The sequence below is a fragment of the Streptomyces sp. NPDC037410 genome (genome assembly GCF_055602235.1).
Genome location: NZ_JBVJWR010000003.1, coordinates 32,260 through 47,178, shown reverse-complemented (window position 1 = coordinate 47,178; position 14,919 = coordinate 32,260). Strand labels below are relative to the sequence as shown.

Annotated in this window: 12 protein-coding genes and 1 pseudogene; 11 read left to right on the top strand and 2 right to left on the bottom strand. The window is 71.9% G+C overall.

From position 1 onward, the window contains the following. Window positions 1-103: 103 nt before the first annotated feature. From ACZ7HT_RS05575 to ACZ7HT_RS05525, 11 genes and pseudogenes are all read left to right on the top strand, one after another. Window positions 104-502 (top strand): DUF302 domain-containing protein, encoded by a 399-nt coding sequence (locus ACZ7HT_RS05575; protein WP_471160181.1) that lies wholly within the window; start codon window positions 104-106, stop codon window positions 500-502. Window positions 503-1,079: 577 nt separating this feature from the next. Continuing rightward, window positions 1,080-1,784 carry a response regulator transcription factor gene (locus ACZ7HT_RS05570; RefSeq protein ID WP_471160178.1) on the top strand — a complete coding sequence of 235 codons (705 nt, stop codon included), beginning with the start codon at window positions 1,080-1,082 and terminating at the stop codon, window positions 1,782-1,784. Continuing rightward, window positions 1,781-3,151 (top strand): sensor histidine kinase, encoded by a 1,371-nt coding sequence (locus ACZ7HT_RS05565; protein WP_471160175.1) that lies wholly within the window; start codon window positions 1,781-1,783, stop codon window positions 3,149-3,151. Before ACZ7HT_RS05570 ends, ACZ7HT_RS05565 begins: the two co-directional genes overlap by 4 nt. 124 nt (window positions 3,152-3,275) lie before the next feature. Further along, on the top strand, window positions 3,276-3,716 hold the full coding sequence (locus ACZ7HT_RS05560) for a hypothetical protein (protein WP_184931912.1): 441 nt from the start codon (window positions 3,276-3,278) through the stop codon (window positions 3,714-3,716). Then, the gene (locus tag ACZ7HT_RS05555) at window positions 3,713-4,702 is read left to right on the top strand and encodes an FAD:protein FMN transferase (protein WP_471160171.1); all 990 of its coding nucleotides are present in this window, start codon (window positions 3,713-3,715) and stop codon (window positions 4,700-4,702) included. Before ACZ7HT_RS05560 ends, ACZ7HT_RS05555 begins: the two co-directional genes overlap by 4 nt. Beyond that, the gene (locus ACZ7HT_RS05550; protein ID WP_471160169.1) at window positions 4,699-5,391 is read left to right on the top strand and encodes a ferric reductase-like transmembrane domain-containing protein; all 693 of its coding nucleotides are present in this window, start codon (window positions 4,699-4,701) and stop codon (window positions 5,389-5,391) included. Before ACZ7HT_RS05555 ends, ACZ7HT_RS05550 begins: the two co-directional genes overlap by 4 nt. Beyond that, complete coding sequence (locus tag ACZ7HT_RS05545) at window positions 5,388-6,716, top strand: NADH-ubiquinone oxidoreductase-F iron-sulfur binding region domain-containing protein (RefSeq protein ID WP_471160166.1); 1,329 nt, start codon at window positions 5,388-5,390, stop codon at window positions 6,714-6,716. Before ACZ7HT_RS05550 ends, ACZ7HT_RS05545 begins: the two co-directional genes overlap by 4 nt. Beyond that, window positions 6,713-6,934, top strand: a complete 222-nt coding sequence (locus ACZ7HT_RS05540) for a ferredoxin (protein WP_184931916.1) — start codon at window positions 6,713-6,715, stop codon at window positions 6,932-6,934. Before ACZ7HT_RS05545 ends, ACZ7HT_RS05540 begins: the two co-directional genes overlap by 4 nt. 127 nt (window positions 6,935-7,061) lie before the next feature. Continuing rightward, window positions 7,062-7,418, top strand: a pseudogene (locus ACZ7HT_RS05535) (heavy metal translocating P-type ATPase); the annotation flags it as partial. 745 nt (window positions 7,419-8,163) lie between these two features. Beyond that, complete coding sequence (locus ACZ7HT_RS05530) at window positions 8,164-8,808, top strand: GAP family protein (RefSeq protein ID WP_471160163.1); 645 nt, start codon at window positions 8,164-8,166, stop codon at window positions 8,806-8,808. A gap of 250 nt (window positions 8,809-9,058) precedes the next feature. Beyond that, window positions 9,059-9,745, top strand: coding sequence for a hypothetical protein (locus tag ACZ7HT_RS05525; protein WP_471160161.1), 687 nt, complete (start codon window positions 9,059-9,061; stop codon window positions 9,743-9,745). Between the two features lie 93 nt (window positions 9,746-9,838). On the opposite strand, the gene ACZ7HT_RS05520 is transcribed toward ACZ7HT_RS05525, so the two are convergent. Beyond that, window positions 9,839-10,837, bottom strand: coding sequence for a helix-turn-helix domain-containing protein (locus tag ACZ7HT_RS05520; protein WP_361625631.1), 999 nt, complete (start codon window positions 10,835-10,837; stop codon window positions 9,839-9,841). Window positions 10,838-10,974: 137 nt separating this feature from the next. Beyond that, window positions 10,975-14,709, bottom strand: coding sequence for a S8 family peptidase (locus ACZ7HT_RS05515; RefSeq protein WP_471160159.1), 3,735 nt, complete (start codon window positions 14,707-14,709; stop codon window positions 10,975-10,977). Window positions 14,710-14,919 lie beyond the last annotated feature (210 nt).

Sequence of the window (14,919 nt, the reverse complement as noted above, 5' to 3'; positions counted from 1 at the left end):
CATCATGTTGTCCTCGGCCCACGCTGCGCCGACCGTCAGCGGCACGACGACCGGGTCGCCCGCATGCCGAGGCGGTCGCCTTCCGAACAGTGAGGTGAAGACCATGCCCTACGACCGCACCGTCAAGGTCGCCGGAACCTTCGACGAGACGGTGGAGGTCGTCCGCCGCGCCCTCGCCGACCAGGGCTTCGGCATCCTGACCGAGATCGACGTCCAGGCCACGCTCAAGGCGAAACTCGGCCACGACATGGAGCCGTACCTGATCCTCGGAGCCTGCAACCCCCCACTCGCCCGTCAGGCCCTGGACGCCGACCGCTCGATCGGACTGCTGCTGCCCTGCAACGTCGTGGTCCGCGCCGACGGTGACCAGGTGACCGTCCAGGCGATCGACCCCGCCACCATGGTCACCCTCACCGGCGTCGACGCCATGGCCCCCGTCGCCGACGAGGCGGCACGACGCCTCGACATCGCACTCGCCACCGTCGCAGAAGGAAGTACGTGAGCTGTCGGGCTGCCGTGCAGAGCTGACCACCGACGGTCGACCCGTGAGCCGCCGACCGACGGCTCGCGCCAACCGGCTGCCGACCCGCCGTTCTGTTCGCCGTCGTCGCCCTCGGCGCGCTCGCGGCGACGACCGCCTCCCTCACCGCCACCGTCTTCGACGCGCCCCATGCTCCGCCCGGCTGAGCCCGCGCCCTGCCCAGCTACGGCGCCGGCCGCGTCCTGACCGACGCCGCCGTCACACCCGGCTTCTACGCCACCGGCTCCCCTACTTCTCGCCCTTGCCTGGCTCGCGGGCGTCACCCTGGCCGCCACCGCCCTCTTCCGCCGCGCCGACCGCATCATGGGGGCAGGTCATGAGAACCACCACGACCCGTACCGCCGGCCGCCGCACCCCTCACCGGTCCTCGGTCCGAGGCCACCGCTCGCTGCATCGACAGCCATGGGCACACCGAGTCGGCTGGGGTCCGCCCGCGTCGCACTGGGAGCCGAACGGCCCCTACCGCCGACACGAGGCGTGGACGCAGCCTGAGTGTGTCGGCGTGGCTGACTCCTCGGCCGGAAGGCGGGCAGCGATCATGAACGCGCGCACAGGGGGCGATCCCGAGGTGACGAGGGTGCTGGTCGTGGAGGATGACCGGGGCATCGCAGAGTCCTTGGTGCGTGGTCTGCGACAAGCTGGATACGAGGCCGCGAGTGTGGGGACCGGGCGGGCGGCCCTGGCAGCGTCCACGCCCGATGTCGTCCTGCTGGATCTGGGGCTTCCGGACATCGACGGTGTGGAGGTGTGCCGGAGGGTGCGGGCGCGTTCAGACGCCGCGATCATCGCCGTGACCGCGCGGGGTGAGGAGGCGGACCGGGTGGTGGCCCTGGACGAGGGTGCCGATGACTACCTGGTCAAGCCGTTCGGTCTTGCCGAGTTGCTGGCACGAGTCCGTGCCGTGTTGCGCCGCCGACGTCCGGCGGAGCCCGAGATTCTGCGGCACGGGCCGCTGACGCTGGACCTGCGCACCCGGCAGGTCTCGGTCGACGGACGTGCGGTGGCGCTGACGCCGAAGGAGTTCGGCATCCTGGAGTGTCTGGCTGCGGATCCGGGTCGGGTGGTGAGCCGCCAGCAGATTCTGGAACGAGCCTGGGACGCCCACTGGTACGGCCCGACGAAGGTGCTGGACGTGCACGTGGCGGCGCTGCGCCGCAAGCTCGGCGTGCCGGGGCTGGTCGAGACGGTCTACGGGCAGGGGTTCCGGCTCGGGGCGGTCGAGGGGTCGCGGGAGCGGTCGTGACCCAGCGGATCACCTGGACGTTCCTTGTTCTCACGTCCGTGCTGTTGGTGCTGGCGGTCGTACCGCTGGCGGTGTCGCTGACGGCGCGCGAGCGCGTCGCCTACCGCGACAACCAGCGGGCGGCCACCCGGGTGATCGCGGCGGCGGCCGAGGAGCACCTTTCCGACAACAAGCCCCCGACCGTCCTGAACCAGGAGCTTGACGCCGCGGCCCGGGCCGGGGACTGCGCCTCGGTGTACGACGCTTCCGGGCGCCTGGTGGCCGGTACCCCGTGCACGGCGGCCCAGGGCGAGGAGGCGGAGGAGCTGGTGGAAGACGTACTGGCCGGGCACGAGCCGGAGCCGCCGGAGAACGAGGGCCGGCTGCTCGCCGCGGAACCGGCCGGAGAGGTGCGCCGGCCCGCCGGTGCGGTCGTCCTGGCCCGCTCCGCGGATCCGCTGGATGCCCGGATCGCGGCGATCTGGGGCTGGTCCGCCGCGCTCGGTGTCGCGGGTCTTGCGGCGTCCATGCTGCTGTCCGTGCGGCTCGCCCGCTGGGTCAGCCGTCCGCTGTCGACGCTGGACGCCAGCGCCCGGCGCTTGGGCGAGGGCGCCCTCGACGAGCGGGCCAAGGTCGAGGCCGGGCCTCCGGAGGTGCGCCGGCTGGCCGCCACCTTCAACACCATGGCTGCCCGCACGGAGGCCCTGGTCCACGGTCACCGGGCCGTGATCGCCGATGTGTCCCACCAGCTGCGCACGCCGCTGGCTGCGCTGCGGCTGCGCCTCGACGTGCTGGCCGCCGGCGCCGAACCGGACACAGCGGTGGAGCTGGCCGCCGCACAGGAGGAGATCACCCGTCTGTCGCGGATGGTCGACGGACTTCTGGCGGTCGCGCGTGCTGAGCAGGCGACACCGCGTCCGGCCGCGGTGCGGGTCGACGAGGTGGTCACCGAGCGGGTGGCGGCCTGGTCCCCTGTCGCCGAGGAGCACGGCGTCCGGCTGACCGCCGTGCCCGAGGGGCCTGCCCTGAGCGTCGCGCTGGGCGCGGGCCACCTGGAGCAGATCCTGGACAACCTGATCGCCAACGCCGTGGAGGCCGCGGAATCCGGCGGGAGCATCACCCTCGGCCATGGCACGGTACGGGGGCGGGCCCGGGTGTTCGTTCGGGATGACGGACCCGGGATGACGGACGAGGCCAAGGCGGTCGCCTTCCGCCGGTTCGGCAACCCCGAAGCCAGGGGCACGGGTCTGGGGCTGGCCATCGTGCACCGGCTGGTCACCGTCAACGGCGGTACGGCACGCCTCGAGGACACTCCCGGTGGCGGGCTGACCGTCGTACTGGATCTCCCCCTGTGGGCTGAGGACGGGCGCGCGCAGGGCGGGGCGTAGAGGCTTCCGACGTGAAGATCTTTACCGGTTCTGAAGGAGACGTGAGCGAGTTCCCAGGTGCGGTGAGCTCAGCCTGGAAGTGCACGCAGCCGATCCGGGCCGCCGATTCTCCAGGAGCGCTGCCATGGCCCCCTTGCCCGACGACTTCCGGCCGACACCCGCCCCCGCCTCCTCCCAGTACGCACGCGACCACGGATTGCGCCGCAGCCGCCGCACCACCCGGTGGATCGCGGTCACGGCCGCCGCCGGTGCGGCGGCCCTGGGCGGCTTCTACGCGCACCTGCTGCCGGGCGGCTCGGCCGCCTCCGCGCCCACTAACGTACCGGCGAATGCACCGGTGCAGAATCCCGCGCCGTCGACTGCCGCCACCGTGGGGAAGGACGACGAGGGGCGCGAGGAGCAGGACGGCGACGAGGACGGCACGGAGGGTACGGCTCCAGTCGCGCAACCAGCTCCGCAGCCGCCGGTCCAGCCGACCACCGTGGCGCCACCGGCTCCGCAGCCGCCGGTCCAGCCACCCGCCGCGACCCAGCAGCAGCCGCAGACCACGACGGGGGCGTCATGAACACATGCCCGTCGGCGTCCGTGCCCGCCCGGGTCGCCTTCCCGGCGCTGGGCACCACGGCCGTCCTGCTCGTCACCGACCCTGACGCTCTGCCCGCTGCGGAAGCAGTGCTGCGGGCCGAGCTGACCGCCGTCGACCGTGCGTGCAGCCGCTTCCGGCCTGATTCCGAGCTCAGCCGTGTGAACCTGAACGCGGGCTGTACGACGACGGTCAGCGCATACTTGGCGGTGGCCCTGGAAGCCTCGCTGCGGGCCGCCCGGCTCACCGACGGCGCGGTGGACCCGACCGTGGGCAGCGCGGTGATCGCGCTCGGCTACGACCGCACCTTCGCGTCCATACGCCCCGGGGACACCCGCCCCGTCTCGGTGGGCCGGCCGGCGCCTGGTTGGCGGCGAATCGCCTTCGACCCGCGGACGCGCCGACTGCGCCTGCCCCCGGGCACCCGCCTCGACCTCGGCGCCACCGCCAAGGCGCTGGCCGCCGACCGTGCCGCCCGACGGGCCGCCGAAGCAACCGGCTGCAGCGTCCTGGTCAATCTGGGAGGCGACCTGGCGACCGCCGGACCGGCCCCAGAGGGCGGCTGGCGGATCGCCCTCGCCGACGACCACGCCCGGCCGGCGCCGGAAGGCGGTGCCGCAGTGGCGGCGACCGGCGGGGCCCTGGCGACCTCGGGCATCCGGGTGCGCGCCTGGCGCCGCGGCGGTCGGGCCCTGCACCACATCGTCGACCCGGCCACCGGAGAACCCGCCGCACCGGCGTGGCGCACCGCCACCGTCGCGGCCGCCACCTGCGTGGACGCCAACGCCGTCAGCACGGCGGCGATCGTGCTGGGCGAACGGGCGCCGGACTGGCTGCTCAGCACCGCCCTGCCGGCCCGGCTGACCGCCCTCGACGGCAGGATCGTACGCCTCGGCGGCTGGCCGCCCGACTCGCACGCGCCCGCACCGCCGGGCTCGCGGAAGCCGGACCCCGGAGGCGCGCGATGACGACGACCCTGGCCCTGACAGGCAGCCCTCTCTGGTACGCGAGCCGTGCGGGCGGCACCCTCGCCCTGGTCCTCCTCACCGCCACCGTGGTGCTCGGCATCGCCTCCGGCGGACGGGTCGTGCCCCGCCGCATCGGCCGCTTCGAGATCGGGCTGCTGCACCGCAACCTGTCCCTGCTCACCCTGGTGTTCCTCGGCATGCATGTGGTGACCGCGGTGCTCGATCCGTTCGCGCGCCTGAGCTGGGCCGTGTCCCTGGTGCCCTTCGGAGCGTCCTACCGGCCCCTCTGGCTCGGGCTCGGCACCGCGGCGCTCGACCTGCTGCTGGCGGTCCTCGTCACCAGCGCGCTACGGCACCGGCTCGGGGTACGTTCCTGGAAGGCCGTGCACTGGCTCGCGTACGCCGCCTGGCCCCTGGCCCTCTTCCACAGCGCCGGGACCGGCACCGACACCCGGCTCCCCCTCCAGCTGTGGCTGTACGCCGCCTGCCTCGCGGCGGTGATCGCCGCCGTGTGGTGGCGGCTGGCCAAGGCCGGTCCGGGGCATGTCGCCGGGCGCCTGACGGCCGCCGTGGCCGCGACCGCCGTACCCATGGTGCTCACCGCGTTCCTCGCCGCCGGGCCACTCCAGCCGGGTTGGTCGCAGCGCGCCGCCCTGACACCTGTGGCCCTGATCGGAGGCGGACGATGAACGAGACGACGAACGCGACGCCGAACTCCTCGGCCCTCTCCTCCCCGGCGCACCACGCGCCCCGGCTCCTCTCCGGCCTGTACGCCACCGGTGTGCCGGCCACCCTCGCCGAGCATCTGCGGCACTACGGCCCGTCGGCTCCGGGCACCCGTACGTCGCCGATGTCCGTGGTGGAGGCCGTCGAGGCGGCCGGGCTCACCGGGCGCGGCGGTGCCGGGTTCCCCACGGCCCGCAAGCTGCGCGCGGTCGCGGAGCGGGGCGGACAGGCGGTGGTCGTCGTCAACGCGATGGAGAGCGAACCCGCGAGCCGCAAGGACGAGTTCCTGCTCACCGTCGCACCCCATCTGGTCCTGGACGGCGCCGTCCTGGCCGCGAGGACGGTCAGCGCCGACACCGTCCATGTGTGCCTGCCTCGCACCCGCGCCGCCCAGTTCGAGCAGCTGAGTGCGGCCCTGGACGAACGGCGGCGCGCCCGCCTCGACCCGGTGCAGCTGCGCCTCCACGCCCTTCCGCACACCTACGTCTCCAGCGAGTCGACGTCGCTGGTGCGCTGGCTCAACGGCGGACCGGCGCGTCCGCAGGGCAGCCCGCCCCGCACCCACGAACGCGGTGTCGCCCGCCGCCCCACGCTGGTGAGCAACACCGAGACCTTCGCCCACCTGGCCCTGATGGCCCGCTACGGGTCGGACTGGTTCCGGCAGATGGGAACGCCGGACGAGCCCGGCACGCTGCTCGTCACCGTCTCCGGCGCGGTCGCGGCGCCCGGTGTCCTGGAGACCGCGTTCGGGACGCCCCTCGACGTGATCCTGGACCGCGCCGGAGGCCGTACGGAGTCCCTGCAAGCGCTCCTGCTGGGCGGGTTCGGCGGCACCTGGCTTTCCGCGGAGCACCTCCAAGTGCCCCTCGCCCGGTGCAACCTGGCCCCGCTGGGCGCCGCACCTGGTGCGGGCGTGCTGATCGCTCTGCCCCGGGCGGCCTGCGGACTGTCCGAGACGGCGCGCATGCTGGCGTACCTCGCCGCGAACGGCGCCCGCCAGTGCGGGCCGTGCCGCTTCGGGCTGCCCGCCGTCGCCGAGGACTTCGCCGCACTGGCTGCGGGACGGGCTGACCCCGCTCTGTTGTCCCGGCTGCTCCGGCGGGTCGGGCTGCTGCCGGACCGGGGTGCCTGTCGCCACCCGGACGGCGCCGCCCAACTGGCCGCCTCCGCCCTACGCGCCTTCGCCGACGATGTCGACCGCCACCTCGCCCAGGGCGCCTGCGCCGCGGCCCACCGGTCGCCGCGGATCCCCGTACCACCCGCCGTACTCCCGGAGACCTGGCGATGAACCCCGCGAACCGCGCCAAGACCCTGCGTATCGACCGCATCGCCTGCACCGGACAGGGCCTGTGCGGGGAACTGCTGCCCGAGCTGATCGACCTCGACGAATGGGGCTACCCCATCGTCAAGGACCGGTCCGTCCCCGACCACCTGCGCGCCCACGCCCGACGGGCCGCCGCGGCTTGCCCCCTGCTGGCGCTCCACCTCGATGCCGACCGGACGTGACGAGCATGCGTCGGTCCCGTCCGGCCCGGCATAAGGGCCGGACGGCCCCTACCGCCGAGGTCACCGCCTTGATGGGAGGGAGGGACCGAGCCCCGCGGTGGCCGCACCGCACGGATCGAGGTGCGCCATGAACCCCACCGCAGCAGGTTCGCGCCGCATCACCGCCGCCATCACCTCCCTGCGGCTCGAATCGGTCCTCCTGTCCGTCACCGCGGCCGCGCTGGCCGGCAGCGGCATCGCCTGGCTCGTTGGCGCTCCCGGTCTGTCGGACCTGTTTTGGGCTCTGGGAACCGTCGCTGCCGTCGTGCCCGCCGTAGTGTGGGTGCTCGCCGCACTGCGTCGCGGACAGGCGGGCGTGGACCTGATCGCCGTACTCGCACTCGGCGGCACCCTGGCCGTGGGCGAGTACCTTGCCGGTGCCCTGATCGCCGTCATGCTCGCTACCGGCCGCACCCTCGAAGCCGCAGCCCGTGCCGACCAAGATCCGGGCCATACGCGGACCAGCCGCCTGCAGCCTGGCCGAATCGTGGCCGTTTCCGCTGGTCAGTGGCCATGCGAGGCGGGTACCACCAGCACACGAAGAATCTGCTGGTGAGCTACTCGCCGAAGAAGCTCGGGTTCTTCTAGGGGCAGCGAAAGAGGCGCCTGACCTGGCCTTTTGCCCGTCAGGCGCCTCTCGCTCACCCCGCGTAGGGAGGGGTCGCGTCTACGCCGGAACTCCCCGTTCATCCCACCCGTATCCCGCTCCTGACCAGTGCTTTCCAGACCAGTCACGGAGCAATGCTCCGGCTCACCTCGCAGGCGCCGCACTCACCCCGGCTGATGAGGTCCCACTCCTCCATGGGCGGCTTGAGCGCGTTCGGCCGGGTCCACGTAGTCGCCGGCCCGGGGCCGGTGACAACCATGGCCGAGCTGCTCGACCTCCGAGCCTTCTCCCGGCTCGTGTTCTCAACCCTGATCGCGTCCAGCGCCGTCACCTTGGCCCAGCTGGAGCCGTCCCGCCATCGACATGGCCGCGGACCTCACGGCCCTGTACGGCGTCCTGATCGACGCCCTACGAGACCGCGCCCAAACCACTCCGCTAAGGCTTCACGGACGTGGCCTGCTTGACCGGCCGGGCAGCCGCCTGCAGAGTCGGAATGCGGTCCCGTAGCACCGCCTCACCCCTACCGACCGGCTCTCTGTCCATACGTGGCGAACAGCACCGAGACCCAGGAGCGACTGGTCCGATGGTCCTCGACCTGGTGGTGATCGGTACGGCCATCACCCTGGGGCCTTTGCACAACAGCGCCTTCATCCTGCTGCTCTCCTCGCGGCGCGGCGTTCGTCAGGGTCTGGCGTTCCTGTTGTCATGGCTGGCCAACCTGGTCGCGGTGATCGCCCTCGTCGTGCTGCTGACCGGCGGTCAGCCCCCGGCCCCTCGTAGCGCGTCCTCGACCGCCGCGACCGCCGCGAAACTCGCCATCGGCCTGGCACTGGTGCTGTTCGGCGCGTACCGGCACCGCCGACCGCCCCGCCCGCACGGCCCGCCACGCTGGGCCGCCCGGATCGACAACGCCTCCCCGGTCACAGCAGCCGGTCTGGCGTGGCTGCTGCAGCCCTGGGGCCTGGTCGGCGCCGGCGCCGCGACCGCCGTCGACGCGAACCTCTCCACCCTCACCGACTGGCTCGTACTGACCGGCTACTGCCTGCTGGCCACATCCAGCCTCATCGTCATGGAGATGTACACGGTCTGGGTGCCCGCGACCGCGAACGCCCGCTTGAACGCCCTACGGAGCTGGCTGCAGCAGCACCAGGAACAGCTGGTAGTCACGCTCTCCTTGCTGATCGGCCTGTGGCTGACGGCCCGGAGTATTTACGCGCTGGTCGCCTGACCCGGACAGCCGGTGCCTCGCGGTGCCGGCCGGGGGCAGTCGCCGGTGAGGGCGGGCGGTTTGGGCCAGTGCAGGCGAAGGAAGACGTTGAAGCAGCCTGCGGGTGCGGGGGGCAGTAGCTCTCGCGGTCGGGTCCGGGGCTGTCGTGCACCGCGCGTGGGATCCGACGGCCGCCCCACCGGCCAGCCGTACCTTCCGAGGGCAGGACAGCTCCATTCACACTCCACATTCGACCGTTAGGGCCACCACCGTGACCGGACGCACCCCAGAGACGACCGAGAGCCCGAGACCGGGCGAGTCCTTCGGCGAGCCTCGATGGCCGATGGCGGCGGCCGTCGTCGCCGCCATGATGCTGACCGTCCTGCTCCCCGACGACCTCCGTCTGGCACCTCGCTGGGTTCTCCCTGCCATCGAGGGACTGCTTCTGCTGGCGCTCATCGCCGGCGACCCGGGCCGGATCGACCGGCGTACGGCCGCCCTGCGGAGCATGTCGATCGCCCTGGTGGGAGTCCTGGCCCTCAGCGCTGTCTGGTCGACCGTTCAACTGGTCGACGACATCCTCCATGCCGGGAAGGAGACCAGCTCCGCCACCAGCCTGCTGCAGACCGGCGGCACGGTGTGGGCCTGCACCGTCCTCGCCTTCTCCCTGCTGTACTTCGAACTCGACAGCGGTGGGCCCGCCGCGCGCGCCCACCGCATGCCCTCCACCCCCGCGCTCGCCTTCCCCCAACAGCTCGATCCCCGGCTGAGCAGCGCCGACTGGCGGCCCCGCTACATCGACTACCTCTACCTCGCGCTCACCAACGCCACCGCCTTCAGCCCCACCGACGTCATGCCTCTGGCACCCTGGGCCAAGATCACCATGGGCGTTCAGTCCCTCGTCTCCCTGCTCATTCTCGGGCTCGTGGTCGCCCGCGCCGTCAACGTCCTCGCCTGACGAGCTGACGAGCCACCGGGACAACGGCGAAGGCCAGACGGCTCTCATAGTGCGCGCCCGCGCGCCCAGCGGGGCGGCGCCGTCGCTTGCCGGTCACGTTCGAAGGGGCTCCGCCCAGCCGTTTCGTACCGCGCAGGCGCCGAGCTGCATCCGGGTCCGGACACCGGCCAGGTCCATGAGATGACGCAGGCGCCGGTGGAGCGTGCGCGGTGACAGACCGAGTTGTGTCGCGGTCGCCAAGTCCGTGAGGCCGGCCAGGAGCAGAGCGAGGATCCTGCGGTCGAGCTCCGTCGGGCCTTGCGGACCGACCTCGACGGTGGGTTCGGATGCTCCGACCGTGGCCGACAGTGCGAGCGGGTCGGCCGTGCGCCATACGGTCTCGAACAGAGCGTCCAGCGCGTCCAGCAGTCCGCTGCGGTGCAGCAGCGCGGCGCCGGGCTCCCCGTCCGGTGTGACCGCGAGCGGGACAAGGCCGAGGTCGGCGTCGGCCAGCACGAGCTTCATCGGCAGCTGGTCGGCGACACGCAGTTGCACCCCCTTGCGCAGGGAATCGATCGCGTCGTCGAGGATGCCCGGCTCTGCCAGTACGGCCCGGTCCAGTACCGCCCGGAACTGCACGCCGCGGCCGATGGCCATGGGTTCGGCCGTGTTCTCGTCGGGCGGCAGGGCGACGAACGGTGCGGTGATGAAGGAGCGGACCTGCGTACGGGCTGCCTGCTGTACCTGGAGGAAGCGATGGCGGATGGCGTCGACGCCCGTGACGACCTCGATGAGATCGCTGATGCTGCTCCCGGTCATCGCCGCCCGGTGTTCCTCGGCGAAGGTCACCAGGGCGTGCTCGGCCATCCGCAGCCCGTCCCGGCGCTGGCTGATGAGAGCGCCGAGCGCCATGGCCGGCGGTGCGGCGGTGAACTGCTCGTCCGCCGACCTGGTCACGAGTCCCCATTCGACCAGGCGGGACAAGGCCTTGTCGACGTGGGCGTGCGGCAGGTCGAGCTGGTCGGACAGCAGGATCGCGGTGGAGTTCGGGCGTCCGAGCAGCGCCCGGTAGACGCGCTCGTCATCGGGTCCGAGGCCCAGAACATCCAACATCGGCGACCGACTCTCCTCCGCTTGCCGCAGCGGGGAGAGTATGCGCCATGGCGGCAGACCTTGAATAGTCCCTGATGGGAGCAGGTGCGAAGGGAAGGGCCCCGGGAAGTCGCCTCCCCGGGGCCCGGCAGTGCGGTTCATCGCAGGCCGTACGCCCGGATGATCTCGTTCTTGACGCTGAAGCCGCCGTCCGTCTCGGCGCTCGCGCGGACCGAGAGGAAGCCGCCGGGCCTCCTGACCGTCCTGAACGAACCCGTCCAGTAGCCGTCGGCGCCCTTGGTCACGGTCACCTTCTGCCAGGTGGCGCCGTCGTCGTACGAGACGTCCAGCTTCACCGTGGTGACGGTGCCCGGCACGGTGCCTCGGCCCATCGACACCGGCTTGAGCGCGAGCTGCTCGGTCGCGTTGGCCTTGACGTCGCCGTGCAGGTCCGACTCCAGCTTGTAGTCCAGGTTCAGCACCGGGAACGGCTCGAAGAAGTCCGAATCGACGGTGCCCGACGTGAAGGTCCACTCGGTGTGGGTGCGCGTCGACAGCCGGAAGACGTCACCGGGCCGCTCCGCGTCGAGGACGGCGCGGTAGGGCAGGTTGCCCGCCGGAACCTCCACCCACTGCATGTCCGTGCTGTTCGGGTTGTCGTGGATGAGTGTGTCGCCCTGGAAGACCTTCAGGTGGGTCGGCGTCTCACCCCACTGCAGGAAGCCGCCCAGCCGCATGGCGTCGCTGGAGGACGCCCACGCCTGCACGTTCCAGGTCATGTAGTTCTGCCAGCGGGAGTTGTACACGCCGAACGACTCGCTCTGGCCGGGCCTGGTCACCGGAGCGAACCAGTCCAGTCGGGTGGTGCTGCCCTTGGTGTACGTGTTGTCGCCCGACACCATCACCCACGGCAGGTCGCCGTCGACGCCCTGCGCGTGAAACTCCCTCCAGACCTGGCCCGGAGTCACCCATTCGGTGCGGGTGCCCGGGTGCCACTCGCGTTCGGGGAAGTTGAACGACGGGCTGAGGGTGAAGTCGGACCGGTAGCCCTCCGCCGGCCGGTCGGCCGTGGCCGAGTAGTAGCGGGCGTCGATCCGGGCGAGGTCGTCCTTGGACGGCTTGTAGACCAGGGCACGGTCCGGAACCTGGCCGGGGTACTCCCGGGTGAGGTCGTAGACGAACGGCGTGTACTCGGTCTGCTTCACGGTCAGCTTGAAGCTGCCGGCCTTGCCCGTCGAGACGAGGGCCTTGCCCGCGTCGCGGTGCACGGTGGCGACCGGGATGGGCGACTCTCCGACGTACTCCATCAGGGGACCGACACCGTCGTTGACCACGATCAGCGCCTTAGCACCGGCCGCGACCGCGGCCTCGGTGCGCTCCTGGGGTGAGACCTCGTCGCTGCGTTCGATGACGACGACCTTGCCCTTGGCCTTGACCTGCTCGTATGCGGCCGTCGCACCGTTGCCCGCGTAGACGGCGTCCAGCGTGTCCGTGGCCGTGCCCAGGGCACTGCCCGCCTGCACCAGTGCCTCGAAGCGGAGTCGACCGCCCATCGTGCTCAGGCTGAGCTGCGGCTCGCCCTTGCGCCAACGGGTGGTCAGCATGAACTCGCCCTGCTCCATCGACTCCGTCGGCGCGACGTAGACGTCGTCGTACGTCGGCGGCAGCACGTACGCGCTGCGGTAGTCCATGAACGGGTCCAGGTCCTTGTAGTGGACGTTGAAGTCGACCTTGCGCTGACGGTCCTCGGTGCGCTGCGGCGCCTCGGTCTGCAGCAACCGTGCCTTGCTCGCGTCGAGCACCACGTCCGCGGCGCCGTCCTTGAGCACGGTCTCCGGGTCGACCAGCACGGCCAGACCCGAGCGGTCCGCCTTCTCGCCGACCACGTCGAGGTACCCCGCGACCGTGTACAGACCGGGTGCCATGCGCATGGTGGTCGAGCCGTCGACGTAGACCTGCCACGGCCAGAAGTCGCCGGCCAGGTTGATCGTGACCCAGCCGGCGCCGGGCTTGCCGTCCCGTCCGACCAGCTTGATGTTCAGGTCGTAGCGCTCCTCCTCCTTGAGCAACGCCACGGACGTGCGGGTCACCGGCTGCCCGGTGGCCGCGTCGGTCGCTGTCACGTAGCCGACGTGCCGGCCGGCCGAGGCGGCCTGCGGATCACCGGTCACCGGGACGGCGGCGGTGCCGCCCGCCGGGACGGTGACCGTAGTGGCTCCCAGCATGAACGGGCCGCCGCCGTCGGTCAGCGCCAGGTTCAGCGTGACGTCCGCGGAGCCGGTGTTGGTGAAGGTCAGGTCCTTCGTGACGGCGACGTCGCTCGGCTCGTGCGGCCACGTGTAGTTGCCGAAGAACAGCGAGCCGGTGCCACGGACCGTGGTGCGCACGGCGGCGGCCACGTCGAGACGGCCGGTGCCGACCTCGTACGGCGAGTACCCGCCGTCCAGGCCCTTCGCGGTGCTCATCAGGTGCTCCTTGAGCTGTGCGCCGGTCCAGTCCGGGTGCTGCTGGGACAGGATCGCCGCCGCACCGACCACGTGCGGGGTGGCCATCGAGGTGCCGCTGAGGGTGCGGTAGAGGCCCTCACCACCGCCGGTCATCTCCTGCGAGCGGGGTGCGGTGATGTCCACGCCCGGCGCCGCGATGTCCGGCTTCATCCCACCGGAGTGGGCCAGCGGGCCGGTACTGGAGAAGGACGCGAGCCGGTCCTGCTTGTCCGTGGCGGCCACGGTCAGCGCCGAGGCGGCCGCGCCCGGGGCGGAGATGCTCTCCGGGCCCGCGTTGCCGGCGGCTATGACGAACAGCGTGCCGTACTGCGCGGAGAGCGCGTCGACCAGCTGCGACATCGGGTCGCTGCCGTCCGTGGGATAGGAGTCACCGAGGCTCATGTTGACGATGTCGGCGCCGGACTCGGCGGCCCACTGCATACCGGCCATGACCCAGGAGTCCTGGCCGGATCCCTCCGCGCCGCCGAGCACCTTGCCGACGTAGAGGTCGGCCCCGGGCGCGACGCCCTTGTTCTCACCCCCGGAGGCTGCGCCCGAGCCGACGATCGTGCCGGCGACATGCGTGCCGTGCCCGTTGACGTCGGTGACGGCCTCACCCGGCACGAAGCTGGTCGTGCCGTCGATCAGGCCGGCGAAGTCGGGGTGGTTGACGTCGATGCCGGTGTCGAGCACGGCGACCTTGACGCCCTTGCCGTTGTAGCCGGCCGCCCACGCCTCGGGTGCGCCGATCAGCGGCACGCTCTCCTTCAGACTGGCCTTCACGCGGCCGTCGAGCCACAGCTTCGCCACCCCCGCGCTCAGCTTCGTGCTGCCCTGCGGCGCGACGGTGTTCCAGAAGGTGCGGGCCTGGCGCTTCTCGGTGTCGAGTGCGGCACCTCCGATGCCCTTGAGCTTGCGGGTCAGCTTGCTGCCCCGGGGGGCCGTGGGCTCGACGGCCGCGCGGGACTTCGGCTGGGTGTACGTCGCGATCAGAGGTACGGCGGCCGACTTGACGTCGTCGTAGCCCATCTCGATCAGGTCGGTGACGTTGAACAGCCGTCGGTCCAGCTTGTCCGCACCCAGCAGCGGCGCCGCCTCGTCCGGGATGACGAAGAGGTCACCCTTGATCTGCTGCAGCTTCACGCCGCCGACGGCGCTGTCGGGCCGGTCGACCTCGGCGATCTGCTTGCCGTCGGCCGTCGTGGTGACGGTGACGACGTCGCCGGTGACCAGGGTGACCTTGTGGGTCGCCGAGGGCTTGGCGGGAACGGTGGGCTTGCTCGGAGTGGCTTGTGCGGGTGCTTGCAGGACCGCAAGCCCCGACGCCAGCAGCGGCACCGCGGTGGCAACCGAGATCAGCCGCCAGCGCCTGCGCCGGAGGGCGGAAGCATGAGAGGGGGAGTACATGCCATGGGTCTATCGACCGGTGAACGCCGTCGTGAAGGCCTCACTACGGCAAGTCCTCGCCATGGCAAAGGCTTGCCAGCCGTGAATCGTGGGATTCCGGACGGAACATGACGAGCCCCGGTGGGCGTCCTGCGGTGCCACCCCCATGCCGCTGACATGCCGCTGGCATCCGAAGGCGGGCTTCCAGCCATGCCGGAGGGGGCGCGGCGC

Coding starts and splice junctions, on each gene's coding strand:
- ACZ7HT_RS05555 (WP_471160171.1), top strand. CDS start 3,713: ATGAACACATGCCCGTCGGCGTCCGTGCCCGCCCGGGTCGCCTTCCCG.
- ACZ7HT_RS05540 (WP_184931916.1), top strand. CDS start 6,713: ATGAACCCCGCGAACCGCGCCAAGACCCTGCGTATCGACCGCATCGCC.
- ACZ7HT_RS05575 (WP_471160181.1), top strand. CDS start 104: ATGCCCTACGACCGCACCGTCAAGGTCGCCGGAACCTTCGACGAGACG.
- ACZ7HT_RS05550 (WP_471160169.1), top strand. CDS start 4,699: ATGACGACGACCCTGGCCCTGACAGGCAGCCCTCTCTGGTACGCGAGC.
- ACZ7HT_RS05515 (WP_471160159.1), bottom strand. CDS start 14,709: ATGTACTCCCCCTCTCATGCTTCCGCCCTCCGGCGCAGGCGCTGGCGG.
- ACZ7HT_RS05560 (WP_184931912.1), top strand. CDS start 3,276: ATGGCCCCCTTGCCCGACGACTTCCGGCCGACACCCGCCCCCGCCTCC.
- ACZ7HT_RS05570 (WP_471160178.1), top strand. CDS start 1,080: ATGAACGCGCGCACAGGGGGCGATCCCGAGGTGACGAGGGTGCTGGTC.
- ACZ7HT_RS05545 (WP_471160166.1), top strand. CDS start 5,388: ATGAACGAGACGACGAACGCGACGCCGAACTCCTCGGCCCTCTCCTCC.
- ACZ7HT_RS05520 (WP_361625631.1), bottom strand. CDS start 10,837: ATGTTGGATGTTCTGGGCCTCGGACCCGATGACGAGCGCGTCTACCGG.
- ACZ7HT_RS05530 (WP_471160163.1), top strand. CDS start 8,164: ATGGTCCTCGACCTGGTGGTGATCGGTACGGCCATCACCCTGGGGCCT.